General features: G+C 62.8%; 23 protein-coding genes. 12 read left to right on the top strand and 11 right to left on the bottom strand.

Going from position 1 to position 23195, the window contains the following annotated elements; translation table 11 throughout:
- Nucleotides 1-14 precede the first annotated feature (14 nt).
- The gene (gene shiA / locus P3T18_RS20420) at nt 15-1334 is read right to left on the bottom strand and encodes a shikimate transporter (RefSeq protein WP_429301774.1); all 1320 of its coding nucleotides are present in this window, start codon (nt 1332-1334) and stop codon (nt 15-17) included.
- A gap of 374 nt (nt 1335-1708) precedes the next feature.
- Here shiA and P3T18_RS20415 point away from each other — a divergent pair, with 374 nt between their 5' ends.
- From P3T18_RS20415 to P3T18_RS20395, 5 genes are all read left to right on the top strand, one after another.
- Nucleotides 1709-1918 carry a hypothetical protein gene (locus P3T18_RS20415; protein ID WP_429301773.1) on the top strand — a complete coding sequence of 70 codons (210 nt, stop codon included), beginning with the start codon at nt 1709-1711 and terminating at the stop codon, nt 1916-1918.
- Nucleotides 1908-2627, top strand: a complete 720-nt coding sequence (locus P3T18_RS20410) for a GntR family transcriptional regulator (protein ID WP_429301772.1) — start codon at nt 1908-1910, stop codon at nt 2625-2627. The genes P3T18_RS20415 and P3T18_RS20410 overlap by 11 nt, the downstream gene beginning before the upstream one ends.
- Nucleotides 2628-2971: 344 nt before the next feature.
- Nucleotides 2972-4219: a formyl-CoA transferase gene (gene frc, locus P3T18_RS20405; RefSeq protein WP_429301771.1), complete on the top strand. Its 1248-nt coding sequence runs from the start codon at nt 2972-2974 to the stop codon at nt 4217-4219.
- A gap of 32 nt (nt 4220-4251) precedes the next feature.
- On the top strand, nt 4252-5070 hold the full coding sequence (locus P3T18_RS20400; protein WP_429301770.1) for a fumarylacetoacetate hydrolase family protein: 819 nt from the start codon (nt 4252-4254) through the stop codon (nt 5068-5070).
- Nucleotides 5071-5160: 90 nt separating this feature from the next.
- Nucleotides 5161-5976 (top strand): NAD(P)(+) transhydrogenase (Re/Si-specific) subunit beta, encoded by an 816-nt coding sequence (locus P3T18_RS20395; RefSeq protein ID WP_429301769.1) that lies wholly within the window; start codon nt 5161-5163, stop codon nt 5974-5976.
- 71 nt (nt 5977-6047) lie between these two features.
- Here P3T18_RS20395 and P3T18_RS20390 read toward each other — a convergent pair whose 3' ends face one another.
- Together P3T18_RS20390 and P3T18_RS20385 are read right to left on the bottom strand one after the other, a co-directional pair.
- Entirely contained in the window at nt 6048-6353 is a 306-nt protein-coding gene (locus P3T18_RS20390; RefSeq protein WP_429301768.1) for a hypothetical protein, read from the bottom strand.
- 132 nt (nt 6354-6485) lie between these two features.
- Nucleotides 6486-7433: a LysR family transcriptional regulator gene (locus tag P3T18_RS20385; RefSeq protein WP_429301767.1), complete on the bottom strand. Its 948-nt coding sequence runs from the start codon at nt 7431-7433 to the stop codon at nt 6486-6488.
- 407 nt (nt 7434-7840) lie between these two features.
- Here P3T18_RS20385 and oxlT point away from each other — a divergent pair, with 407 nt between their 5' ends.
- The 3 genes from oxlT to P3T18_RS20370 all read left to right on the top strand — a co-directional run bounded on the left by oxlT (nt 7841) and on the right by P3T18_RS20370 (nt 11794).
- Nucleotides 7841-9181 (top strand): oxalate/formate MFS antiporter, encoded by a 1341-nt coding sequence (gene oxlT, locus P3T18_RS20380; protein ID WP_429301766.1) that lies wholly within the window; start codon nt 7841-7843, stop codon nt 9179-9181.
- Between the two features lie 30 nt (nt 9182-9211).
- Nucleotides 9212-10267 carry a LysR family transcriptional regulator gene (locus P3T18_RS20375; RefSeq protein ID WP_429301765.1) on the top strand — a complete coding sequence of 352 codons (1056 nt, stop codon included), beginning with the start codon at nt 9212-9214 and terminating at the stop codon, nt 10265-10267.
- Nucleotides 10268-10342: 75 nt separating this feature from the next.
- Complete coding sequence (locus P3T18_RS20370; protein ID WP_429301764.1) at nt 10343-11794, top strand: aldehyde dehydrogenase family protein; 1452 nt, start codon at nt 10343-10345, stop codon at nt 11792-11794.
- A gap of 65 nt (nt 11795-11859) precedes the next feature.
- Here P3T18_RS20370 and P3T18_RS20365 read toward each other — a convergent pair whose 3' ends face one another.
- The 3 genes from P3T18_RS20365 to P3T18_RS20355 all read right to left on the bottom strand — a co-directional run bounded on the left by P3T18_RS20365 (nt 11860) and on the right by P3T18_RS20355 (nt 14375).
- Nucleotides 11860-12837 (bottom strand): 2-dehydropantoate 2-reductase, encoded by a 978-nt coding sequence (locus P3T18_RS20365; RefSeq protein WP_429301763.1) that lies wholly within the window; start codon nt 12835-12837, stop codon nt 11860-11862.
- A 193-nt stretch (nt 12838-13030) separates the two neighbouring features.
- Nucleotides 13031-13585 (bottom strand): hypothetical protein, encoded by a 555-nt coding sequence (locus tag P3T18_RS20360; RefSeq protein WP_429301762.1) that lies wholly within the window; start codon nt 13583-13585, stop codon nt 13031-13033.
- 205 nt (nt 13586-13790) lie between these two features.
- Nucleotides 13791-14375, bottom strand: coding sequence for an IMPACT family protein (locus tag P3T18_RS20355; protein ID WP_429301761.1), 585 nt, complete (start codon nt 14373-14375; stop codon nt 13791-13793).
- 384 nt (nt 14376-14759) lie between these two features.
- On the opposite strand from P3T18_RS20355, the gene P3T18_RS20350 reads away from it, so the two are divergent.
- The gene (locus tag P3T18_RS20350; RefSeq protein WP_429301760.1) at nt 14760-15386 is read left to right on the top strand and encodes a LysE family translocator; all 627 of its coding nucleotides are present in this window, start codon (nt 14760-14762) and stop codon (nt 15384-15386) included.
- A gap of 40 nt (nt 15387-15426) precedes the next feature.
- Here the strand turns inward: P3T18_RS20350 and P3T18_RS20345 are convergent, their stop codons facing one another.
- On the bottom strand, nt 15427-15795 hold the full coding sequence (locus P3T18_RS20345; protein ID WP_429301759.1) for a hypothetical protein: 369 nt from the start codon (nt 15793-15795) through the stop codon (nt 15427-15429).
- A 302-nt stretch (nt 15796-16097) separates the two neighbouring features.
- Here P3T18_RS20345 and P3T18_RS20340 point away from each other — a divergent pair, with 302 nt between their 5' ends.
- A complete protein-coding gene (locus tag P3T18_RS20340) occupies nt 16098-16733 on the top strand; it encodes a 2-hydroxychromene-2-carboxylate isomerase (protein ID WP_429301758.1) in 636 nt (211 codons plus the stop codon).
- Nucleotides 16734-16789: 56 nt separating this feature from the next.
- On the opposite strand, the gene P3T18_RS20335 is transcribed toward P3T18_RS20340, so the two are convergent.
- Nucleotides 16790-17047 carry a DUF2866 domain-containing protein gene (locus tag P3T18_RS20335; protein WP_429301757.1) on the bottom strand — a complete coding sequence of 86 codons (258 nt, stop codon included), beginning with the start codon at nt 17045-17047 and terminating at the stop codon, nt 16790-16792.
- A 266-nt stretch (nt 17048-17313) separates the two neighbouring features.
- On the opposite strand from P3T18_RS20335, the gene P3T18_RS20330 reads away from it, so the two are divergent.
- Nucleotides 17314-18429 carry a DUF484 family protein gene (locus tag P3T18_RS20330; protein WP_429301756.1) on the top strand — a complete coding sequence of 372 codons (1116 nt, stop codon included), beginning with the start codon at nt 17314-17316 and terminating at the stop codon, nt 18427-18429.
- A gap of 28 nt (nt 18430-18457) precedes the next feature.
- Here P3T18_RS20330 and P3T18_RS20325 read toward each other — a convergent pair whose 3' ends face one another.
- Complete coding sequence (locus tag P3T18_RS20325) at nt 18458-20188, bottom strand: peptidoglycan D,D-transpeptidase FtsI family protein (RefSeq protein WP_429301755.1); 1731 nt, start codon at nt 20186-20188, stop codon at nt 18458-18460.
- Nucleotides 20189-20509: 321 nt separating this feature from the next.
- On the bottom strand, nt 20510-22051 hold the full coding sequence (locus P3T18_RS20320) for a methyl-accepting chemotaxis protein (protein WP_429301754.1): 1542 nt from the start codon (nt 22049-22051) through the stop codon (nt 20510-20512).
- A 68-nt stretch (nt 22052-22119) separates the two neighbouring features.
- On the opposite strand from P3T18_RS20320, the gene P3T18_RS20315 reads away from it, so the two are divergent.
- Nucleotides 22120-22428, top strand: a complete 309-nt coding sequence (locus P3T18_RS20315) for a hypothetical protein (RefSeq protein ID WP_429301753.1) — start codon at nt 22120-22122, stop codon at nt 22426-22428.
- A 340-nt stretch (nt 22429-22768) separates the two neighbouring features.
- On the opposite strand, the gene P3T18_RS20310 is transcribed toward P3T18_RS20315, so the two are convergent.
- Nucleotides 22769-23194, bottom strand: a complete 426-nt coding sequence (locus tag P3T18_RS20310; RefSeq protein ID WP_429301752.1) for a hypothetical protein — start codon at nt 23192-23194, stop codon at nt 22769-22771.
- Nucleotide 23195: the final 1 nt, after the last annotated feature.

Below are 23195 nucleotides of genomic sequence, written 5' to 3'. Positions count from 1 at the left end.
GCTCGCGCCGTGGATCAGGAGACCGTGCGGCCGGTTTTCATTCTGGCCGCGACCAGCACCGAGATCAGGCAGCCGACCGCCAGATACGCCGCCACCGGATGCCAGGAGCCGCCGGCGAAGCTCACCAGCGCCACGGCGATGAACGGCGTGAAGCCGCCGCCCACCACGCTCGCCACCTGATAGCCGACGCCCGCGCCGCTGTAGCGGTACTCGGTGCCGAAGAGTTCGGTGAACATCGGCTGCTGCACACTCACCACCATGTCGTGCGCGACGTTCGCCAACATCACCGCGAAGATCACGATCCAGACGGTCGAGCGGGCTTCCAGCGCGAGGAAGAACGGCACCGCGCTGAACATGCCGACCAGCGCCCCGACGATATACACGCGGCGGCGGCCGTAGCGGTCCGCGAGCCAGGCGAAGCAGGGGATCGTCACGCAACTCACCGCGCCGACCAGCAGGCCGATCGAGAGGAAGAACTCGCGCGGCATGTGCAGATTGGCCGTGGAGTAGTTCAGGGCGAAAGCCGTGACGATATACATCGTGAAGAGTTCGGCAAGCCGCAGCGCGATGATCAGCAGAAATGCCTTCGGGTGTTTCAGCAAGGCTTCGACGATCGGCAGACGCACGCTGCGCTCGCCTTTCTCGCCGACCTTCTCCACGAATTCCTTCGACTCCTCCATGCTGGAACGAATCCACAACGCGATCAGCACCAGCACCACACTAAACAGGAAGGGCAGACGCCAGCCCCAGTTCAGGAACGAAGCGTTGTCCATCGAACGGCTGATGATCGCCACCAGACCGGTGGACAGCACGAGCCCTACACCGTAGCCGACCTGCACGCCGCTGCTGTAGAACGCCTTCTTCTTCTCCGGCGCGCTTTCGACCGCCATCAAGGCCGCGCCGCCCCATTCGCCGCCGACCGCGAAGCCCTGGATCGCGCGCAAGGTGACGAGCAGCACCGGCGCCCACCAGCCGATGCTGGAGAAGGCGGGCAGCAGACCGATCGCCGCCGTGGAGAGGCCCATCATCATCACGGTGAGCACCAGCATGCGCTTGCGGCCGAGGCGGTCGCCGTAGTGACCGAACACGAAGCCGCCGAGCGGCCGGAACAGGAAGCCTACGCCGAAGGTGGCGAAAGCGGCGAGCGTGCCCATCGCCGGGCTGACTTTGGGGAAGAACTCGGCGTTGAAAACCAGCGCCGCGACGATGCCGTACAGCAGGAAGTCGTACCAGTCGACCACGGCGCCGACGAAACTGCCGAGCGCGGCCTGGCGGGCGCGATTGCGCGCCTTGCGGTTATCAGCCGTGGCGGCTGTCGAGAGGGTAGTGCTCATGACGATGTCTCCTTGGAACGCTCGGTCTGCTTGAGATCGGCGGCGCAGGCCATCTGCTGGCGTGCGTGTCGACGCAGGAATCCCCGAAGGTTAATGATGTGAGCCGGTTCTCACAATCCGCATCGAGCGAAAATTGCGCGATTGGCGCGCGTAACTGCGCGAATAGCGCGCGTTTTGCGCGTTTACACGGAGCCTCGCGGCCACTCGACGTCGCGATGAAGGTGCGGTTAGCCCGCGAGGCGTCGTCCCGTGCTACCTTGAGCGTGCAATCCTAAAAACAACAGTCTTTGATATATCACATACTGAATATTGATTAATGCGGCAATGCAGCATATGATTGAGTCATTCCTTCACTCAATCATTCGGAGTTACAAATGGAATTTGTTCCTCTCGCGCTGTTTGCCGTGGCTTTCGTAGGCTTGGGCGCTGCCGCCACCGTTCTGCTCACCCGCTGGATTCCGCAGCCGGTCGCGCAGCTTGCAGCGCAACACGGCCGCTTCGTCGGTCTGGGCGAACCGCCGGTTGCGTCCGCGGCGGCGCCGTATCGTGCGCGTGTTCCACAAGAGGGGATGAATGTCGTCTGAACTTCAACCTGAAGCAATGGCTACACCTTTGACCTTGACTCTCCAGCCGATCGGCGCAAGCGCGAGCTTGCGCGATCAGGCTTACGCCATGCTCCGGCAGGCCATCGCCGACGCGGACATCTATCAGTCGCGCGAGGAAATCCGCCTCGACGAACGCGTGCTGAGCGAATCGCTGGGCGTCAGCCGCACGCCGGTGCGCGAGGCGATGACGCTGCTCGAGCAGGAAGGCTTTCTGCGCATGGTGCCGCGGCGCGGTATCTACATCGTGCGCAAGAGCAAGCGCGAGATCGTCGAGATGATCCAGATGTGGGCCGCGCTCGAAAGCATGGCGGCGCGCCTCGCTACGCTGCACGCAACGGACGAGGAGATCGCCCGTCTGCGTCACATGTTCGACAGTTTCCGCGACGCCACGCCGGCCGAGCACATCGCCGAATACTCGGACGCCAACATTGCGTTCCATCAGGCGATCGTCGAATTGTCGAAGTCGCAGATCATTCTCGACACGATCAAGAACATCTTCATCCACGTGCGCGCCATCCGCCGCATGACGATTTCGCAGAGCGATCGCGCGTCGCGTTCGATCGTCGACCATCTGCGCATTATCGAAGCGCTGGAACAGCGCGATACCGAGCTGGCTGAGCGTCTTACGCGGCAGCATTCGCTCGATCTCGCGGCGTTCGTCGAAGCGAACTGCGACTTTCTCGACTGACGTCCGTCCGGATGGCTGATTAGAAGGCTAGAAGGCCCGTGGTGCAACGCGCGCCATGGGCCTTTTTCTCGTCCTGTGGCGAACGGCCGGCCGTAATAGAGAGCGCGTTCGCGCCTCGGTGTTTTCCCTCGTCCTTCCTCCCGCGCAATAGCTCGAACTCGCGCCAGCCCCAAGCCAGACAAGGCTCTCCGGCCAAACTCCGCGGTTTCCCGCAGTCCAAAATTGCGCTTGCTTGAATGTGATATACCACATACTGTATGTATCAAGGCTGACTTGAGGCAAGGCTAAAGCGATCTCAGCATTCGTTTCACAAGCAAAACGAGCGGACCTTCAGGAGACATGAAATGGGCAAAGCACTCGACGGTGTGCGCATTCTCGACTTCACGCACGTGCAGTCGGGACCGACCTGCACACAGTTGCTCGCGTGGTTCGGCGCGGACGTGATCAAGGTTGAGCGGGCCGGTGCCGGCGACATCACGCGCGAGCAGTTGCGCGATATCCCCGACGTCGACAGCCTGTATTTCACGATGCTCAACCACAACAAGCGCTCGGTCACGATCGACACCAAGAATCCGGAAGGGAAGCTGGTGCTCGAAGCGCTGATCCAGAAATGCGATGTGCTGGTCGAGAATTTCGCGCCGGGCGCGCTCGATCGCATGGGCTTCACATGGGAGCGGATTCAGGAGCTGAATCCGCGCATGATCGTGGCGTCCGTCAAAGGCTTCGGCCCTGGACCCTACGAAGACTGCAAGGTCTACGAGAACGTCGCGCAGTGCGCGGGCGGGGCGGCCTCCACCACCGGTTTCGACGACGGCCCGCCGGTGGTGAGCGGTGCGCAGATCGGCGACAGCGGCACGGGCCTGCATCTCGCGCTCGGCATCGTCACGGCGCTCTATCAACGCACCATGACGGGTCGTGGTCAGCGCGTGCTGGCCGCGATGCAGGACGGCGTGCTCAATCTCTGCCGCGTGAAACTGCGCGACCAGCAGCGGCTCGAGCGCACCGGCACGATGAAGGAATACCCGCAATACCCGAACGGAACCTTTGGCGAGGCCGTGCCGCGCGCGGGCAATGCATCGGGTGGCGGCCAGCCTGGCTGGATTCTCAAATGCAAAGGCTGGGAGACGGACCCGAACGCGTACATCTACTTCATCACGCAGGCGCCGGTGTGGACGAAGATCTGCAACGTGATCGGCAAGGAGGAGTGGGCCACCGACCCGGACTACGCGACGCCGGCTGCGCGCCTGCCGCATCTGAAGGACATCTTTGCCGAGATCGAACGCTGGACCATGACCAAGACCAAGTTCGAAGCCATGGAGATTCTCAACAAGTACGACATTCCGTGCGGCCCGATTCTCTCGATGAAGGAGATTGCCGAAGAGCCTTCGTTGCGCAAGACCGGCACGATCGTCGAAGTGGACCATCCGACTCGCGGCAAATACCTGACAGTTGGCAATCCTATCAAATTATCCGATAGCCCGACCGAAGTGACGCGCTCGCCATTGCTCGGTGAACACACCGACGAGGTGATGGCCGAACTCGGCTATTCCGTCGAGCAGATCAGCGCGTTGCGCATGGCCGGCGCGATCTAGACGTCATCAACAGAACAATCGAGGAGCGACGTATGGATTCATGGATGCGGTTCATGTCCGGCGATGGCGGCATCGTGTTCGGACGGGTGGAAGGCGGTTATCTGCACGAATACGCGGGTCTCGATCAACCGGTGCCGACCGGCGCGGTTCTGTCGACTCGCGCGCTGACGCCGCTCGCGCCGTGCGCGCCCGGCAAGGTCGTCGCGCTGTGGAATAACTTTCACGCGCTGGCGGCGAAACTCGATAAACCCGTGCCTTCGCATCCGCTGTTTTTGCTGAAGCCAGCGGGCAGCGTGATCGGTTCCGGCGAAGCGATTCATCGGCCCGTCAGCTACGCGGGAAAGATCGCCTACGAAGGCGAACTCGGCATCGTGATCGGGCGCCGCGTGCGCGATGCGAGCGTCGAGGAGGCCGCGCAGGCGATCTTCGGCTACACGCTGGTCAACGACGTCACGGCAGCCGAACTGCTGAACGAGAACCCGCATTTTCCGCAGTGGTGCCGTGCCAAAGGCTTCGACACGTTCTGCTGTATCGGTCCCGCGATCGTCTCCGGTTTCGACTGGCATCACGCGCATCTCGTGACGAAAGTCGACGGCGTCGAGCGGCAAAACTATCCGCTCGCCGACATGGTGTTTTCGCCCGCCGAGCAGGTGAGTCTGATCTCGCAGGACCTCACGCTCGAACCGGGCGACGTGATCGCATGCGGCACCTCGGTCGGCGTCGGCTCGATCAAGGACGGCTCGACCGTGACGATCACCATCGACGGTATCGGCACGCTCAGCAATACCCTGCTCGCCACGCGCGACGCCGAAGCACTACTACCGCCCGCGGTCGCAGCGAGCGCTGTCTAGACGCTCACGTGTCGCGTGATATCGCGCGATGTCGAACAGCGTCACGTAGCGCATGAACTGCAACGGGCAACACGGAACGGAGGAGCACGCATGCTGCAAGCGTCTGACAGTGCCGTGTGGACAGGCGCCGTGCCGATGGCCGGCCTGCTTGCCATCGCCTTGATGGCGGCGGTTGCCGCGTGCGGCGGAGTGCGCGGCAGGGCGCGGCGTTCGTGGCTGATCGCGTCCCTCGGCAGCGTCGTCGGATTGACTGCGATGGGCGGCGGTCTGGCGAGCTATCTGTTGTCGGCAACCGCGTTCGCGAATCTGGCGCGCGCCGAACTGTATGCAGCGGTGTCCGGCGGCGCGCTCGTGTTCGCGACATCGCTCGTTGCGCTCTGCAAGTTGCGCGGCCTGTTCGATGTCGTCGGTGCGCGTGAAGCGGCACGTCCCGGCCACGACGGCGTCAATCTGCTCGCGCTGTCGTTGTGCGCGTGGCTCGGCTTCGGCTTTATCACCGGACAGGCGCAGCCCTCGGGTCTCGCGGCGCTGCTGGCGGCGAGCGTGCTGTCCGCGGCATTGGGCGTGCATGTGATGCTCGTCGATCGCGGCAGAACTGCGGGCCATGCCGCGCAGTCCGCCACCTTCGCATTTGCGGGACGCTCGCATGGCTATGCGCCGCCACCGCGCGATCCGTCGTCCGGCTGGCTCGATCAGCAGGACGCGAGCGAGTTCGTCTGGCCGCTTCGGGATTCGCCGACGCTGGCGGTGCGATCGGCGACGCATCGGCATAGCGAATGGCGAATCGGGCAGGATAGCGCGCCGCATGCAGCACGACATCGCAGCCGCTATGGCAATGCGTCTGCGCGCATGCAAGCGCACATCTTTCGCGCATCCACTCGCGGCACCGGAGCGCGTCGATCATGAACACGCGAATCGCGCGACCCGGCCATGCGCGAAGCGGCGCGATCGCATCGCCGCCGCTTTCGCTCGACCGCTCATTCGTCAGTTGTACAAAACTCGCTGTAATAGCGCGCCTTCTTCTGCAGGATCATCTGGGCGAGAAATTCCGAGTCGTAGGCGCGATGCAGATGCGCGTGAAAGCGCTCGATATAGGCGGTGATGCGAGCCGCCTCGCTATGGAATTCCTTGAGGACGTCGAGCGTGGCCTGGTCCCAGCGAAAGCGCAGTCCGAGATCGCTGAACGCGGCGTTATAGGCACTCAGATGCGCGTCGTCGGCGCTGGCACCGGCAACACGCGAGGTGCGTGCGTCGACGTGCGACGCGTGCGAAACGGGATTCATGATCGGCCTCCCCGGCTGACAGGCGAAGAAAATCCGCGAGAAAGTTCAGGGCGAACGTTCGGCGGAACCCGCTTGCAGCATAGGGACGCTAACCGATTTCCAATAGTTAAAGTTTTATTGGATGGCCATAGCCTACTGCTTATAGACGCTCAATTCCTTCGCGCGCGTGATCTTCTCGATCAGGTTCGCGCCTTCTTCCATCAGGAAGCGTTTGAAGGCGACGGCAACCGGCGGAAGACGCTTGTTCTTCCGGTGCACCACGTACCAGTTGAGCATGACCGGAAAGCTCTCGACATCCAGCACGACGAGATGGCCGAGTTGCAGTTCGAGACTGATGGTGTGCGCGGAGAGAAACGCGATGCCCATGCCGGCAATCACGGCCTGCTTGATCGTCTCCGTACTTTTGATTTCCATGGCGATCTTCAGATTCGCGAGACGCCCGGCGAAACCTTCTTCCATCGAATTCCAGGTATCCGAACCGCGCTCGCGCACGATGAACGCCTCGCTCGCGAGCTGGCTCATGCGGATGTTGCGCTTGTGCGCGAGCGGATGCGTGGGCGCCGCCACGATCACATACGGGTGCGGCGCGAAAGGCTCGTTGGTCGCGTCGGTTTCGTGCGGCGGACGCACCATGACCGCGAGATCTGTCTGATTGGTGGCGAGTTGATGCAGCAGTTCTTCGCGGTTGTGCACGGCGAGATTGAGCACGACACCGGAATAGCGCCGCGTGAATTCGGCCAGCAGGCGCGGGAAGAAGTAGTCGCCGGCGCTGATTACCGCGACATTCAGCTTGCCGCCCGAGACGCCTTTGAGCTGCCCCATCGCCTCGTCGACTTCATGGAACTGCTGAATGATCGCGCGGCTGTAGTGAAGCATTTCGGTGCCGGCCGGCGTCAGATAGATCTTTTTGCCGAGCTGCTCGAACAGCGGCAGCCCCGCATGTTCTTCGAGTTGCCTGACCTGAGTGGAAACGGCGGGCTGGGTGAGGTGCAATTCTTCGGCCGCGCGCGAAAAGCTCAGGTGACGCGCCACCGTTTCGAAAACCTTCAACTGCCGCAGGGTCGCATTGCGCATCGTCATGGTCGATGTATAAGCAAACGTGAATCGACATAATAACAAACTTTAATTATTAGTAATTCAGCATTGACCCTAGCATGACTCGTATAAGAGAGGGGAATTAGCGGTGCGTCATTCGGGTTAACGCCTGTTTTCCAGTAGAAAAGCGGCAAACGCCGCACCAGAAGGACGTTCCGGTAATTGAATTGATCGGATTAAAGAATTTTTCGAAAAATCGGCACAAAAAGCAAAAAGCCGGGAATCACGAGGATGGTGGTCTTAAAAGCAATCGGCTTTAAAGCGGCAGATATTGATTATTCCCGGATTGCACGGCTTTCCGGGTCTTGACCATAAGGTAGGACACATACAGCGCGGCATTTTTTGCCGTCGCGCTAATAGCTAATAGCTAATAGATAGCGGAGACAAGGCTCATGGACGAGATCAATCAGCAGACCACGGCCCGCGTATTCTGGGCGAACCGCTGGTGGCAGCTAGTCATCGGCATGATGTGTATGGCGCTGGTCGCCAATCTGCAGTACGCATGGACGCTCTTCGTCACGCCGATGAATTCGCGCCATCACTGGGGCGAAGCATCCATTCAGCTCGCGTTCGCCATTTTCATTCTGACGGAAACGTGGCTCGTGCCCGTGGAAGGCTGGCTCGTCGACAAGTTCGGGCCGCGTCCGGTGGTGGCCGGCGGCGCGATCTGCGCCGGTGTCGCGTGGGTGATGAACTCGATGATCACCACCTTGCCGATGCTCTACGTCTCGGCGGTCATCGCCGGGATCGGTGCGGGCGGCGTGTACGGCACGTGCGTGGGCAATGCGCTGAAATGGTTTCCGGACCGGCGCGGTCTCGCTGCCGGTCTGACCGCGGCGGGCTTCGGCGCGGGCGCTGCGGTGACGGTCATTCCGATTGCGAACATGATTACGCGCTCGGGTTACGAGCACACCTTCCTGTTCTTCGGCATTCTGCAGGGCGCCTGCATTTTCGTTCTCGCGCTGCTGCTGAAGAAACCGAATCTGCGTGCGCAGGCCGCGCCGAAAAAGAAGTTCGCCGTCACCAAGGTCGATTACACGCCTGGCCAGATGATCAAGGCGCCGGTGTTCTGGGTGATTTACGTTTCCTTCGTTGCCGTGGCTGCCGGCGGCCTGATGGCGACCGCGCAGATCGGTCCGATCGCGAAGGACTGGGGGCTCGCGCGCATCCCGATGACGATCTTCGGCATGACCTTGCCGCTGCTCACCGCCACGCTCTCCATCGACAACGTCTGCAACGGCTTCACGCGTCCGCTGTGCGGCTTCATTTCCGACAAACTCGGCCGCGAGAACACGATGTTCGTGATCTTCATCGGCGAAGGGCTGGCCTTGCTGGGTCTGATGCAGTACGGCACCAACCCGTATGCGTTCATGACTTTCGCCGCGCTGATCTTCCTGTTCTGGGGCGAGATCTTCTCGATCTTTCCGGCCATCTGCGCCGATACATTCGGCAGCAAATACGCCGCGGCCAACGCCGGCACGCTGTACACCGCGAAGGGCACGGCCTCGCTGCTGGTGCCGGTGGCTTCGGTACTCTCGGCAACCGGCGGCTGGAACCTGGTGTTCATCGTCTCGGCTGTCGTGACGATCGCGGCGGGCGTCTCGGCCAAGTTCATTCTTGCACCGATGCGGGCCCGCTGGATCGAATCCAGCAACGAGCCGCAAGGCGTGCTGGCGGTGGCCGGCAGCAAGTCTTCGCGCATGAGCCACTGGCCGGAGCAGACAGGTGAATAGCGTGAACCGTGTTGTCCTGGCAGCGACGTCATGAATGTTTCGTTGCAGCAGCTCAAGGTCTTCGTCGCCGTCGCGCGTGAGCGGAGTTTCACGCGCGCGGCGCGCCAGTTCGATCTCACGCAGTCGGCGGTGAGCCGCTGCGTGCGCGAACTCGAAGACGCAGTGGAAGTGAAACTGTTCGACCGCACGACTCGCCAGGTAGAACTGACCAATGCGGGCGCGAGTCTCGAACGCAGAATCGGCCGTCTGCTGGATGAAATCGAACTGACCTTGCGGGAAGAGCGCGCCGCGTACGAAGGCCATACCGGCGTGGTCGTGCTGGCGAGCAATCCGGTGTTGTCGTCGGGCTGGGTGGCGGAGGGACTGGCGCGTTGCGCATCCGCGTTTCCCGAACTGATCGTGTCGGTGAGAGACCAGCCACAGAGCGGCGTGCTGGCGAGTGTCGAGCAGGGCGAAGTGGACTTCGGCGTGGTCTCGATGGCCGAGCCGTTCACGAGCGAACTGCTGCACGCGCAACCGCTTTTCGCGACTCCGCTGGAGGTCGTGATGCCGCCCACGCATCCGCTCGCGCGGCACACGAGTTTGCCGTGGAGCAGCTTGCAGGAGTGGGCGCTGGTCACGCTGAATGCCGACACGGGCGTGCGCAGTGCGCTCGATCTCGCCTTCCATGCACATGGGTTGAAGCGGCGTTCCGTGCAGGAACTGGGGCACGTGGCGGGCGTGTCGCGCATGGTCGAACTGGGACTCGGCGTCGGGGTCTTGCCGGTCGGCCCGCACTGGCCGGCGCTGCAGACGTCGCTCGTCAGCCGTCCGTTGGTCCCCGCCATGCATCTGACGACGATGCTCGTGCATCGCCGCAACCGCTCTTTGCGGCCCAACGCCGCGGCGGTCTGGGCGCAGTTCTGCAGCCTTGCCGGCGCGCAGCCGGGCGTGACAGTTTGCGCCAGCCCGAGCGCAAGGACGAACCCAGGCCCCAATCCGGATTCCAGCGCGCCCGCCAGTTTGAATGCGTCGACATCGTGCGGCGCGCGCGCGTCCACGTGGCCCGCTGCCCCGGCCGGCCGCCCGATACTCCACGAACCCTAGCGACAGCCCTCGCTCCGGCTCCGGCCGCATTGCAGCCGGTCAGCTCACGTCATACCCCATGCAAGGAGACTCAAGATGGAAACTGACACCGACCTCAGGCGCCATGACCTGCTGATCGACGGCAAGCGTTTGCCGCCCGGCACAGGCGAATATTCCGTCGACATCAACCCCGCGACCGAGGAACCGATCGCGCTGGTCGCGCAGGGCAGTGCCGCCGACGTGGACACGGCGGTGCACGCCGCGCGCGCCGCGTTGAAAGTGTGGAACGCCATGCGGGCCGCCGAACGCGGCCGCATTCTGATGCGCTTCGCGGGACTGTTGCGCGCCAACCAGGACGAGATCGCCGCGCTCGAAAGTCTCGACGCGGGCAAGCCGATCGCGGCCGTGATGCGCCAGGACGTGCCGGCCGCGATCGATACGCTCGAATACTACGCAGGCTGGTGCGACAAGATCAACGGCCAGGTCATACCGGCGCGTCCCGACGCATTGACGTACACCTTGCGCGAGCCGGTCGGCGTCGTGGCCGCCATCGTGCCGTGGAATTTCCCGCTGATGATCGGCATGTGGAAAATCGCGCCCGCGCTAGCATGCGGCTGCACGTTGATCGTCAAGCCCGCGGAGATCACGCCGCTCAGCGCGCTGCGTATCGGCGAACTCGCGCTCGAAGCGGGCGTGCCGCCCGGCGTGCTGAATATCGTCACCGGCAAAGGGCGCGTGGTGGGCGATGCGCTGGTCGGCCATCCCGGCGTCGACAAGGTCACGTTCACCGGCTCGCCGTCCGTGGGACGCGGCATTCTGCAGGGCGCGGCAGGCAATTTCAAGCGCGTGACGCTGGAGCTCGGCGGCAAGTCCGCCAACCTGATCTTTCCGGATGCCAATCTCGACAACGCGGTGCGCGCGGCTGCGTCCGGCATCTTCTTCAACACGGGACAGGTGTGCTCGGCGGGCTCGCGCATTCTCGCGCATCGCGACGTGTACGACGAAGTCGTCGAGCGGCTGGCTGCGCGCGCGAAGTCGATCAAGATCGGCGATCCGGCGTCGCGCGAAACCTCGATGGGTCCGCTGATTTCGGCGGCGCAGATGAAGACCGTGCTCGGTTACGTGGAAGCGGGCAGGGCCGAAGGCGCGTCGCTCGTGACCGGCGGCGCGCGCATCGGCGAGCGCGGTTTCTTTGTCGAGCCGACGGTGTTCGCCAACGTCGAGCACGAGATGCGTATTTCGCAGGAGGAGATTTTCGGCCCGGTGGCCAGCGTCATCCGTTTCGAGGACGAAGCCGACGCCCTGCGCATCGCCAACGGCACGCTGTTCAGCCTCGCCGCCGGCGTGTGGAGCGCGGACATCGGCCGCGTGCATCGCGTGGCGCGCGATCTCAAGGCGGGGACCGTGTGGATCAACACGTACGGCTACACGGATGTGCGTTTGCCGTGGGGCGGTTCCGGCGACTCGGGCTTCGGCCGCGAACACGGCGACGTCGCGATCGAGAACTTCACCGAACCGAAAGCGGTGTGGCTCGCCATCGATCAATAGCCGTTACGCAAATCAAAAGAGGCTCGGGCGCTTTCGCACCCGAGCCTCTTTTTTTACCTTGCCGCCTAGCTTTCCTGCAATGCCATCTTCTCGCGCAGTTTGATCAGCGCGAGCACGGTGTCGATGGTCGGGGTCGGCTCGGCGACGAGGCGTCCCATCTCCTGCACGACCGTCAGCAGCGGATCGATTTCCATCGGACGACGGTGCTCCAGATCGACCAGCGTCGAGGTCTTGTGCGCGCCCACCGCGCCCGCGCCGTCGATGCGTTTTTCCACGTCGACGCGAAAATGCACGCCGAACTGATCGGCGATGCGCTTGGCCTCCAGCATCATCGTGCGCGATACCGCGCGCGTGCCCGGATCGCTGGTGAGGACGTCGAGCGTGGCGTGCGTCAGCGCGCTGATCGGGTTGAAGCAGAGATTGCCCCACAGCTTGAGCCAGATTTCGTCGCGGATATTGTCGCGGATCGGCGCGTCGAAACCGGCGGCCTGCATGATTTCATGCAACTGCTGGATGCGTGGCGTGCGTTCGCCGCTCGGCTCGCCGATCGGGAATTTCTTGCCGTACACGTGCTTGATGACGCCGGGCTCGATCAGCTCCGCAGCCGGGTAGAGCACGCAACCGATCGCGCGCTCCGGCCCGAGGCGATTCCACTGGCTGCCGTCCGGGTCGATGCTCGTGAGTCGCGTGCCCGCGAACTTGCCGCCGTGCTGATAGAAGTACCAGTAGGGAATGCCGTTCACGCCGGTGACGATGGCCGTGTGTTTGCCGAGCAGCGGCTGCATGGATTCCACCACGCCCGGCAGCGAGTGCGCCTTCAACGTGATGATCACGAAGTCCTGTACGCCGAGTTCGCGCGGGTCGGACGTGCAACGCACCGGTGCCGTAATTGTTTCGCCATCCATAATGAGCCGCGCGCCGTGTTCGCGCATGGCCGCGAGATTCGCGCCGCGCGCGACGAAACTGACGTCCGCCCCCGCGCGCGCCATTTGCACGCCCATCAGACCGCCGATCGCACCTGCTCCGAAGATACAGATTTTCATGATGCCGCCCCTGTGACTATGAGAAGTCGCTCGCCCGATACCGCGGCGCACAAAGGCGCGGCGGCGGGTCATTGTTCGAGCATAGGGGCGTCGGACGATTGCTGATAGTTAAAGTTTCTGCGCCGAGCTATTCAGCATTGCTTATGCATCCGCAGTGCGACGGCGGACGCGCGGCGCAACATTCGGTTGACAGTCAGTTCACCGATCGGACGAAGCCCGGATCGCCGATGAGCGCATCGACGCTCAGCTTGACCGTGTCTTCGATCGCCACGGTATTGCTGGTGAATTTCGGCGACTTCTGACGCACCGTCTTGGTGGTCGCGAAGACCACTTTGCGCGTCGTGGCGTCGATCACGACATAGCGCATTTTCAGGGTCCAGTAGGCCGGCGAGCGTTCGTCGTCCACCGTGAAGTCTTCGATGCTGCCGCTCAGGATTTTCGTGCCCGCGTCGAGATGAAAGCCGGCGATTTTCAATCGGCTCTCGACGCTGTTGCGCACTGCTTCGTTGATATCCGTTTTCAGGACGATACCGGTCATCGCGCTGTTCTCGATCCGGTTGGGCGAGACGCGGCCGTTGCGTGCGGGCATATAGGCGAAATCGCGCGCGGGCGCGACGCTCAGCGAGCCGGTGGCATGTACGGGCGCCGTGCGCGCGTGGCTGTTCAATCCGAACCACGACCACGAGCAGGCCGACAGCATGAGCGGCAACGCGACCACGCCGCAGCCCTTGAGCACCACGCCGCGCATGCTCGAACGTGCGGGGTTGAGCGATTGCCGGGCAGTCGGACTGGGCGAACGCGGCTCAGGCGCTGTGCGGGAAGAAACGGCAGTCGATGTCAGAGCGGGTGCCTTTAAAGTTGAACGCGTGATTCCTCTGCAGAACAGCATGGTAACAGTGCGCCGACACCGGACATTTTTCCCGCGCCATGTTTTCGAATTTTTACGCCGCCGCTCAGAAGAAGCCGGCCTTCCCCTGGGTCATGTCCACGAGCGCCAGCCTGGCTTCGTCGACGGCATTCACGGGCAGGCGGATCGTCATTTTCACGAGCATGCCGTACGTGCATTCGAGCAGCGCATAGGCCTCGGCTTCGACCCAGCGGCGTACGCGCGCTTCGTCGCCGTACGACACTTCGACGGTCAGCGAAACCTGCGCGATCCGCTCGATTCTCGGTGCGTCGAGCAAGGCGGAAGCGATCGCGTCGGTGTAGGCGCGCACGAGGCCGCCCGCGCCGAGTTTGACGCCGCCGTAGTAGCGCACCACGGCGGCAAGCACGCCATCGAGGTCGTGGTGACGCAGGACTTCGAGAATCGGCCGGCCGGCCGTGCCGGACGGTTCGCCGTCGTCGGACATGCCCGACTGGCCGCCCGCCAGCAAGGCCCAGCAGACGTGCGTGGCGGCCGGATGTTCGTCGCGCAGACGACGCAGTTCCGCCATCGCGGCATCGCGATCGGCGACCGGAATCGCGTACGCGATGAAGCGGCTCTTGCGGATGTCGAGTTCCGCGGTCAGCGCCGCGGGGAGGGTGTAGGTGGGCAAAGCGAGGAGTCTGGTCGGTGAGAAAGGCGCGGCCGTGCCGCGCGGTGTCCGTCATGGTAACGGATCGCTGCGTGCGGACCGTCGAGCTTCCGTGGACGCGCGCGGGCGTCTTTCGTTGTTCTTCGTGCAACAAGATTGCCCGCGATTGTCGCCGATCCGGTAAGGGTCCATTGCAAAGCGATGCGATGACGGCGCGCACGCCGCGCCGCATAATGGCTTGCGTGACGGATCTAGCCCGGCTGGGGCGAAACCAGACTCCTCATCTGTGGTTCGTCACGTTTTTCCGCACGCAGGGTCCGCAACGCCTCCCCACCATTCGTCTACAATCGTCGTCTGAACGCGCCCGCGCCGACGGCGCGCACAAGGCGTCATCAAGGAGACGACATGCTTGATCTTTCCACGCTGGGAACCTTCGTTGCCGTTGTACTCGGGCTCTTTCTGATTCCCGGTCCGGCCGTGCTGCTGGTGTTGACGCGTACGGTGCACGGCGGGCGCAAGGCCGGCATCCTCACCGGTCTGGGCATTGCGGCGGGCGACTTCGTTCACACGCTGGCTGCATCGGTCGGCCTGTCGGCGCTGCTGATGACCTCGGCGCTCGCGTTCAACGCGGTGAAATTCGTCGGAGCGGCATACCTGATCTATCTGGGCGTGCGTGCACTGCGCGAAAAGCAGACGAGTGCGCATCTGCCCACCGTGCCGCCGGTGTCGGCGTCGAAAGCGTTCTTTCAGGCCATTCCCGCCGAAGTGCTGAACCCCAAGACGGCGCTTTTCTTTCTCGCTTTTCTGCCGCAGTTCGTTCATCCCGAACACGGTTCGACCTTCCTGCAATTCTCCACGCTCGGGCTGATTTTCGTCGGCATGAGCGCGCTTTACACGACCTTCATCGTATTGACGATTCGTCCGCTCGGCCGCTTCGTCAAGCGTTTGACGTGGCTGGCGCGCTGGCAGAACAAGATCATCGGCGTGCTGTTCATTTCGCTCGGCCTGCGGGTCGCGGCGCAAACCCGCTGAACGTCGGTGCGCGGCGCGGACCTGACGGCCGCGCCGGCGATCAGATGTTGCGGCGCTGTCGCTTGAGGCGGCCTTCGCCGGCATATTCCATCTGACCTTGAATGCGCGCGGCAATCCGTTCCTGCTCGCTGCGGCTCAGGCGCCGCGTATCGTCGATTTCACCGACACGTAGCACTTCCTGCGCGAGCCGGATGCGCAGGGTCATCAGCGGCTCGCCGCGTTCCACCAGCGTACGGTCGGCGGCGCGCGCCTGCTGGACGCCGTTGTCGATGAGCGTGCGTAGCTCCAGCAGCGTGAGCCGCTGACGCTGGATTTCGAGAATCAGCCGCTGCACGGCCTGTTCGTCGCGCGTGCGCCACCAGGCGCGCAGTTCGACGAGCGTGGGCGGTTCGAAAGGTGGAAGGCGCATTGCTCAGACGTAAAAGTACTGTATATTTGTACAGTATATCGCGTCTTTTTTCGCGCGGGCGTCTGGTGTGTTTCAGAGCATGCGGCTGCGGGCAGGCGGTCCATGCAGGACCGACCGCTCACGACAAAGCGAGCATGATCGAGGTGGAAATCACGATGATGAAAAGGCAGGTTGCAGTGAGGATGTCGTACGGATAACTCATGTCCTGATCCAATGCGTGGCTGACGGATGAGCCATCATAGGCAGAAGTCCGCGGCACGACTGTCAAGCAATGTCAGCCGCTTTCAACGGGAGACCCGCACATGAACGACGCCGCGCTTTCCGGCGCTTCCCATCCGCACGAAATCGAATTCTGGTTCGATTTCGGCAGCAACTATAGCTACCTCAGCACCATGCGTATCGAAGCGCTGGCCGACGCGCAAGGCGTGCGAATCGAATGGCGGCCGTTTTTGCTGGGGCCGATTTTTCGCGAGCTCGGCTACGACACGTCGCCCTTCGTTTCGCAGAAGGAAAAAGGCGCGTACGTGTGGAAAGACATGGAGCGGCAATGCCGCAAATACGGCCTTGCGCTGACGCGTCCGAGCACGTTCCCGCGTGCCGCGTTGCTCGCGATGCGCGTGGCGCTGCTCGGCGCGGACCAACCGTGGATGGGGGCGTTCTGCCGCAGCATCATGCAGCTGAACTTCGTGCACGACCGCGATATCGGCTCGGCCGATGTGGTTAGCGAGGCGCTCGATCAACTCGGCTTGCCGGCGGCGCAGATCATCGGCGAAGCGCAAAGCGACGCCAACAAGCTGCGTTTGCGCGAGCAAACCCAGCAGGCTGCGTCGAAAGGCATTTTCGGTGCACCGACATTTTTTGTCGGCGACGACATGTTCTGGGGCGACGACCGGCTGGACGACGCGCTGGCATACTGCCGTCCCGCCACGGCCGGATAGCGGTAGCTGGCACCTCGCAAGCGGCAGGCTATCTGCGCGCTAGAGAGCCGCGGAAATCATTCGTCGCCGTGCTGGCAGAAGCGGCGTCCCGGTACGTGCGACGCCATGGCCTGAGCGATTTCGAGCGGCGTGCTTTCGGCAGGCACCACGCGGCGGCTCGCTTCGGGCGCGTGCTTCATGGTCCATTCGACGAGGCGATAGGAACGTCCCCACGGCGGTTGCAACGGATCGGAGACTTTGCACGAGTGGATCTGGCGTACCCATTCGTTGCCGGGCATGGCGCGCAGATGCTCGAATACGGTGTCTTCAACCATTGTTCTACTCCTTCTTCGCTGGCAGGCAGTGCATCCTCGGCGCGTCGGCGACATCCCGGAGAAAAAGCGCCGCCGATGTTCTGGCGGCTTTCAACAGGGGATGTTGTGCGCCATAGTTGCAGCAAAGAATTAAGCCAGCCTTAAGAGCGCGTAAGAGTGTGTCGAGTCGCACCGCGCGGCCGTACCCTCAAGAGCTTGCCGAATCGGCCGTTATTAAAGCGGTTGGGGCCGCAGCCCCGTTTCGCCTTCGGGCCGCACACTCAAACGTGACGAACCTCGCCCAAACGCCGCTCTCCGACCGCCTGCGCTCGCTCGTCGATACCGTGCAGCACAACGAGCGCACCTTGCGTCGCTTCCAGAACGTCGAGTTGCGTTTGATCGGCGCGCAGGATTTCCCCTCGTTTCTCGACACGCTGTTCAGTCATCTGCCGCAGGAGTTTGCGCTGGCGGGCGTGACGCTCTGGCTCGACGACCGGGCGCCGATGCTGCTCGAACTGCTCGAACCCAAAGCACTGGATGCGCTGGGCCGAAGCGGCCTGAAGACGTCGCGCGAGGGCGGCCTGGCCGCGCAAGGTTTGTGCGGCGACGGCCGTCCGTGGCTCGGTCGCGGCGTCGAACTCGACGAAGCGCTCACGCGCGCGTTCTTCGGCAACGCCGATGCGCCCGCAAGCGCGATTCTGCTGCCGCTCGCCGCGGGCAACACGGTGAGCGGCTATCTGTGTCTCGGCAGCGACGACCCGTCGCGTTTCGCCGAGGGCATGGGCACCGACATCCTCGAGCGTTTCGCGAGCATCGTCACGGCGAGCCTCGACAACGTGGCGCATCGCGAGCGCCTCAAGCAACTCGGCATGACCGATTCGCTGACCGGACTCGCCAACCGCCGCTATTTCGACGAACGGCTGCGCGAGGAGATCATGCGCGCGGTTCGCTATGGCGTGCCGGTGTCCTGTCTGTTTATCGACATCGACAGTTTCAAGCGCATCAACGACACCTACGGCCATCAGACCGGCGACCGCGCGCTGGCAATCGTCGCCGCCTGTGTGCGGCAACAGGTGCGTCTGGGCGATACGGTGGCGCGCTACGGCGGTGAAGAGTTCGCCGCCTTGCTGCAGGGAGATCGCGCCGACGCGCTGACAGTGGCCGAGCGCGTGCGCCTCGCGGTGGAACGTCTCGAACTACAGGACGATCACGGCGAGCGCATCGCGTTGACGGTGTCGATCGGCGTAGCGGCGCGCACGGTGAGCGGCACGCCTGCCGAAGCGGCCACGCTCGGTCTCGCGATGATGGAAGAGGCCGATCGCGCGATGTATCAGGCCAAGCGCAATGGCCGTAACCGCATCGAGGCTTTGGTCAAAATGCCGGACGAATCGGCGCAGCGTTGATGGCGAGTCGTCGTGCTGGCCGGCGCGATCAGGCGTCCGGCGGCACGCCGAGCAATTGCAGGGCGCCGCCCGTCACCGAACCGAATACGGGACCGGCCACGGTGCCGCCATAAAACGCCTTGCCGGCCGGATCGTCGATCATCACCGCGACGATCAGGCGTGGATCGCTCATCGGCGCCATGCCGACGAACAGCGCGCGATAGCGGTTCTTCGCATAGCTCGCGCCGACCTGCTTGCGCGCCGTGCCGGTTTTGCCGCCGATCCGGTAGCCCTCGACGGCGGCGGCGCGTCCCGTGCCGCCGGGACCGGTGGCCATTTCCAGCATCGAGCGGATCGCGCGGGCCGTGGACGGCGTCGTCACCGCATGGCCTGGCGGCACGGTTCCGCTTCCCGTGTTCGTGTTCGCGTCATGCCGCAGCAGTTTCACCGGATGCATCGTGCCGTCGCCCGCATAGGCCGTATAAACCTGCGCAATCTGCAATAGCGACGCGGACAAACCGTAGCCGTACGCCATGGTCGCCTGTTCGATCGGGCGCCAGCGTTTATGCGGACGCACCTTTCCCGACGCCACGCCAGGGAAGGTGAGTTCGGGCCGCACGCCGAGCCCGTATTCCTGATACTTGTTCCAGATCGTTTCGGCCGGCAGATTCAGCGCGAGTTTGGCGAGCGCGATGTTGCTCGACTTCTGCACCGCTTCGGACACGGTCATCATGCCGTGATTGGACGTGTCGTGAATTACGGCCGGACCGATCTTGTACCAGCCCGGCGCGGTATCGATCAGGCTTTGCGGCCGCACACGGCCTTCGTCGATGGAGAGCGCCACGACGAGCGGCTTGATCGTCGAGCCGGGTTCGAAGGTGTCTACCACCGCGCGATTGCGCAATTGCCGCCCAGTCAGACGCGCGCGATCGTTCGGATCGAAACTCGGATAGTTGGCGAGCGCGAGAATCTCGCCGTTGCGTGCGTCGAGCACCACGACGCTGCCCGCTTCCGCATGGTGTTGCGCGATCGCGGCCTTGAGCTGCGCGTAGGCCAGTTGCTGGATGCGCCGATCGATCGTCAGATGGATCGTGTCGCCGTTCTGCGCCGGCACCAGCGGCCGCGTTTCGGAGACGACGCGGCCGAGCCGGTCGCGGATCACTTCGCGTTGCCCCGGCACGCCGAGCAACTGTTCGTTGGCGGCGAGTTCGACCCCTTCCTGGCCGTTGTCCTCGATATCCGTGAAGCCCACCACGTGGGCCGCCGATTCGCCCTCGGGATAGAAGCGCTTCGAGTCCGCGATCTGGGTGATGCCCGCGAGACCCAGCTTGCCGAGATGGCCGGCGGTCTCCGCGTCCACCTGGCGCTTGAGCAGCACGAAGGTCTTGTCGCCGTTCAGACGCCGGCGCAATTCCGCGAGCGGCAGGTCCAGCAGCTTCGACAGCGGCGGCAGGGCGGCTTCGTCGAGCAACTTCGGACTCGCCCAGATTTCGTAGGTGGCGAGGCTGACGGCGAGCATCGAGCCGTTGCGATCGACGATCCGCCCGCGCATCGCGTCGAGTTCGAGGGTGCGCTGATAGCGTTTCTGGCCCTGGTCGACGTAGAAGTCCTGGTTGACCACCTGCACCCAGAATGCGCGCCCCGCGAGCGACGCGAACGCGGCGAACACCAGCAGCACGACGAACTTCGAGCGCCACATCGGCAAGCGCGCGCTCAGCAGCGGATTCTTCGTGACGGGCGCGTACGGATCGCGCGACTGGGATTGCTTCTTCTGGGTCATGTGAGCCGACTCATGGTTGCCGATGGAAAAACGATGGACTGGTCCGCGCCGCACGGCTGGCGACGCTCGATGTGACGGTCAGATTGTAAACATAACGTAATGTCGTGGCGAGCTTCGCGTAAGAGGCGCGGCATCCGGACGTGCGCCGGCACGAAAAAAAGCCGCGCGGACTTTGCAAAATCCGCGCGGCTGATTCGTTCGATTGATGCGTCGAGTCCGACGCGGCGTGTTAAAGAGGCGCCCCCTGCCTGTGGAGCGCCTTCTTTTTTTGCTGGCTCTGTTTCTGTTTCGATGCGGCCGATCGGCAGCCGATGTGCAACTTCAGGCGGGCAGGGCGAAGCTCGAAATCGCTTCGCGCAGCACGCCCACCTGATCCTTCAGCGAGTGCGCCGCGGCGGCCGCCTGTTCCACCAGCGCCGCGTTCTGCTGCGTCACCTGATCCATCTCGCCGACTGCGCGATTGACCTGCTCGATGCCCGCGCTCTGTTCGCGCGACGCATTGCTGATCTCTTCGAGAATCTCGTTGACGCGGCGCACCGACTGCACGATCTCGCCCATCGTCGAACCCGCGTTGGCGACGAGCGAGGCGCCGGCTTCGACGGTATCGGTCGAGGTTTCGATCAGCGCCTTGATTTCCTTCGCCGCCGTGGCCGAGCGCTGCGCGAGGCTGCGCACTTCAGCGGCGACCACGGCGAAGCCGCGTCCCTGTTCCCCAGCGCGCGCCGCTTCGACGGCCGCGTTGAGCGCGAGAATATTGGTCTGGAACGCGATGCCGTCGATCACACCGATGATGTCGCCGATCTGCCGCGAGCTATGGGTGATTTCGCCCATCGTGCGCACCACGTCGTCCACCACGCGGCTGCCGCGCGTGGCGACGTCCGCCGCCTGACCGGCGAGTTGCGCGGCCTGCAGGGCGCTGTCGGCGTTCTGCTTCACGTTCACTGTCATCTGGTCCATGCTCGACGCCGTTTCGACGAGCGCCGCCGCCTGTTCTTCGGTGCGTTGCGAGAGGTCCGTATTGCCCGCGGCAATTTCGGTCGCGCCGATGTTGATGTTGTCCGTGCCGAGACGTACGCGCGAGACCGTGTCCACCAGGCCCGCCTGCATCGTGTGGAGCGCGTGCAGCAGGCTGCCTGCGTCGTTGCCTTGCACCGGCACGCGCGTGGCGAGATTGCCGCGCGCCATCGACTGCGCCGCTTCGACCGCCACTTCCAGGTCGCCGCCGAGCGAGCGGCGGATACTGCGCAGCACGATCAGCATGACCGCCGTGGCGATGGCGCCGAGCGTCACCGTGATGACCAGCCAGCGCAGCAGGTTGGCGTAGAACGCGTTCTGCACGTCGTCCATGTACATGCCGGTGACGATGTACCAGTCCCACGGCGCGAAGCGGATGGAGAAACTCGTCTTCGCAACCGGCTGTTCGCTGCCGGGCTTGGCCCACAGATAGTCGACGAAGCCGCCGCCGTCGTGATTGCCCGCGTTGACGATATCGACGAACAGATGATTGCCGGCGGGGTCGGCGAATTGCGCGAGGTTTTTGCCGACCATTTCCTTCTTGAACGGATGCATCAGCATGACCGGCTGCGAGTCGTTGACGGAGATGTAGCCGTCCTTGCCGTAGCGCATGGCCGCGAGCGTATCGAGTGCCTGCTTTTTCGCTTCGTCTTCGGTGATGACGTGTTGCTGCGCGAGCGTGTAATAGCGATTGACTACGTGGTTGGCCTGGTCGATCAGCGAGGCGAGTTGATCGCGGCGATCCGAGATCATCGACGCGCGGTTTTGCCACGCACCGAAGCCGCCGATCAGGATCAGTCCAATCCAGAGGACCGCGATCATCGATGTGAGTTTTTTATTCAAAGTCATAAAGGGATTTTTTACGCGGTGGCGGCTGGGGTTTTGCTGGGGGTTTTTTCGCTTTGCAGCGAGTGGCTTTGCTGGATGTGTTTACGGCTTTGTTAGGCTGGGGGTGGAGGGAGGGAAAACCCTTGGGGTATTTGTATGATTTATATAGATATTTTTCTTTTTCTCATTTTTTGGTTTTTTTGTTGTTTGCCTGTGGCGGTGGTGTTTCTTTTCTTATTGGTTTTTGTTGTTTGCCTGCGGCGGCGCTCTTTCTTTGCGTTATTGGTCTATTAGTGTTGCCCCTGTGCGGGGCGGCACTTACTTTCTTTGCCGCGGCAAAGAAAGGTAAGCAAAGAAAGCCGCTCACACCGCTAACCCTAAGCGGGCACCTCTCATAACCACACGGAGTGGAGACCGATAGGGCCGACCGTGGATCGTTATTCGTAGTGGTACAGCAGTCATCCGTTCCGGCGACGCTGCGCGCGCCGGAGCGGTACTTCACCAAACCAATCACTTCGTTTTTTGCTTTACCAGCCATCGGCTTTGCCTCGGCGAGAAGCTCAATGGAAACCTTCGGTTTCCCTTAATGTGCCCCTCGGCGCGCGAAGCGCCGCCGGAACTGATGACGGCCTTGTCACTCACGCGGAGTGCGCGACGCGCCGGACGCTCCGGGGCCACCGCCGCAGAGAAGTGCCACCGATAACGAATAGCATTAGCGGTTTGAGCGGCTTTCTTTGCTTAGCTTTCTTTGCCGCGGCAAAGAAAGTAAGTGCCGCCCCGCACAGGGGCAACACTAATAGACCAATAACTCAATAGATAACCAAAAAACAGAATAAACAAAATAAAGAAAAGCAAAAGACCAATAATGAAAACAGAAAATCCAAAAACCCAAAACCAGCCCCCGGCAAGGCCCCAACGCCACAAAACGCCAAAAAACAAAAACAAAAAACCACAGCGCTTCACGCACAAAATAACAGCGCTCCGCGCAATCCAACTGCAAAAAATAAACACATTTTTCCACGCAATAACACATATCAAACCGAATAAGTCACCCAAACGACAAATAAAAATAAATTCCGCTATAGTCGCCATTTTCCAGGCCCGGATCCGGGCCAAAACGCCGGGCAAAGACCACATCAATAGCCCGTCAACAGGAGTAGACACA

Source organism: Paraburkholderia sp. GAS199 (genome assembly GCF_050436585.1).
In the GTDB taxonomy this organism is placed as follows: Bacteria; Pseudomonadota; Gammaproteobacteria; order Burkholderiales; family Burkholderiaceae; genus Paraburkholderia.
The sequence above is the reverse complement of the archived record's forward strand: the minus strand, read 5'-3'. Positions and strand labels throughout refer to the sequence as shown.

What these genes read in the sequence shown, in the direction of transcription:
- P3T18_RS20395 (WP_429301769.1), top strand. Translation starts at nt 5,161, where the DNA reads ATGCTGCAAGCGTCTGACAGTGCCGTGTGGACAGGCGCCGTGCCGATG.
- P3T18_RS20415 (WP_429301773.1), top strand. Translation starts at nt 1,709, where the DNA reads ATGGAATTTGTTCCTCTCGCGCTGTTTGCCGTGGCTTTCGTAGGCTTG.
- shiA (WP_429301774.1), bottom strand. Translation starts at nt 1,334, where the DNA reads ATGAGCACTACCCTCTCGACAGCCGCCACGGCTGATAACCGCAAGGCG.
- P3T18_RS20340 (WP_429301758.1), top strand. Translation starts at nt 16,098, where the DNA reads ATGAACGACGCCGCGCTTTCCGGCGCTTCCCATCCGCACGAAATCGAA.
- frc (WP_429301771.1), top strand. Translation starts at nt 2,972, where the DNA reads ATGGGCAAAGCACTCGACGGTGTGCGCATTCTCGACTTCACGCACGTG.
- P3T18_RS20320 (WP_429301754.1), bottom strand. Translation starts at nt 22,051, where the DNA reads ATGACTTTGAATAAAAAACTCACATCGATGATCGCGGTCCTCTGGATT.
- P3T18_RS20335 (WP_429301757.1), bottom strand. Translation starts at nt 17,047, where the DNA reads ATGGTTGAAGACACCGTATTCGAGCATCTGCGCGCCATGCCCGGCAAC.
- P3T18_RS20390 (WP_429301768.1), bottom strand. Translation starts at nt 6,353, where the DNA reads ATGAATCCCGTTTCGCACGCGTCGCACGTCGACGCACGCACCTCGCGT.
- oxlT (WP_429301766.1), top strand. Translation starts at nt 7,841, where the DNA reads ATGGACGAGATCAATCAGCAGACCACGGCCCGCGTATTCTGGGCGAAC.
- P3T18_RS20370 (WP_429301764.1), top strand. Translation starts at nt 10,343, where the DNA reads ATGGAAACTGACACCGACCTCAGGCGCCATGACCTGCTGATCGACGGC.
- P3T18_RS20325 (WP_429301755.1), bottom strand. Translation starts at nt 20,188, where the DNA reads ATGACCCAGAAGAAGCAATCCCAGTCGCGCGATCCGTACGCGCCCGTC.
- P3T18_RS20375 (WP_429301765.1), top strand. Translation starts at nt 9,212, where the DNA reads ATGAATGTTTCGTTGCAGCAGCTCAAGGTCTTCGTCGCCGTCGCGCGT.
- P3T18_RS20345 (WP_429301759.1), bottom strand. Translation starts at nt 15,795, where the DNA reads ATGCGCCTTCCACCTTTCGAACCGCCCACGCTCGTCGAACTGCGCGCC.
- P3T18_RS20410 (WP_429301772.1), top strand. Translation starts at nt 1,908, where the DNA reads ATGTCGTCTGAACTTCAACCTGAAGCAATGGCTACACCTTTGACCTTG.
- P3T18_RS20360 (WP_429301762.1), bottom strand. Translation starts at nt 13,585, where the DNA reads ATGCGCGGCGTGGTGCTCAAGGGCTGCGGCGTGGTCGCGTTGCCGCTC.
- P3T18_RS20400 (WP_429301770.1), top strand. Translation starts at nt 4,252, where the DNA reads ATGGATTCATGGATGCGGTTCATGTCCGGCGATGGCGGCATCGTGTTC.
- P3T18_RS20385 (WP_429301767.1), bottom strand. Translation starts at nt 7,433, where the DNA reads ATGACGATGCGCAATGCGACCCTGCGGCAGTTGAAGGTTTTCGAAACG.
- P3T18_RS20350 (WP_429301760.1), top strand. Translation starts at nt 14,760, where the DNA reads ATGCTTGATCTTTCCACGCTGGGAACCTTCGTTGCCGTTGTACTCGGG.
- P3T18_RS20365 (WP_429301763.1), bottom strand. Translation starts at nt 12,837, where the DNA reads ATGAAAATCTGTATCTTCGGAGCAGGTGCGATCGGCGGTCTGATGGGC.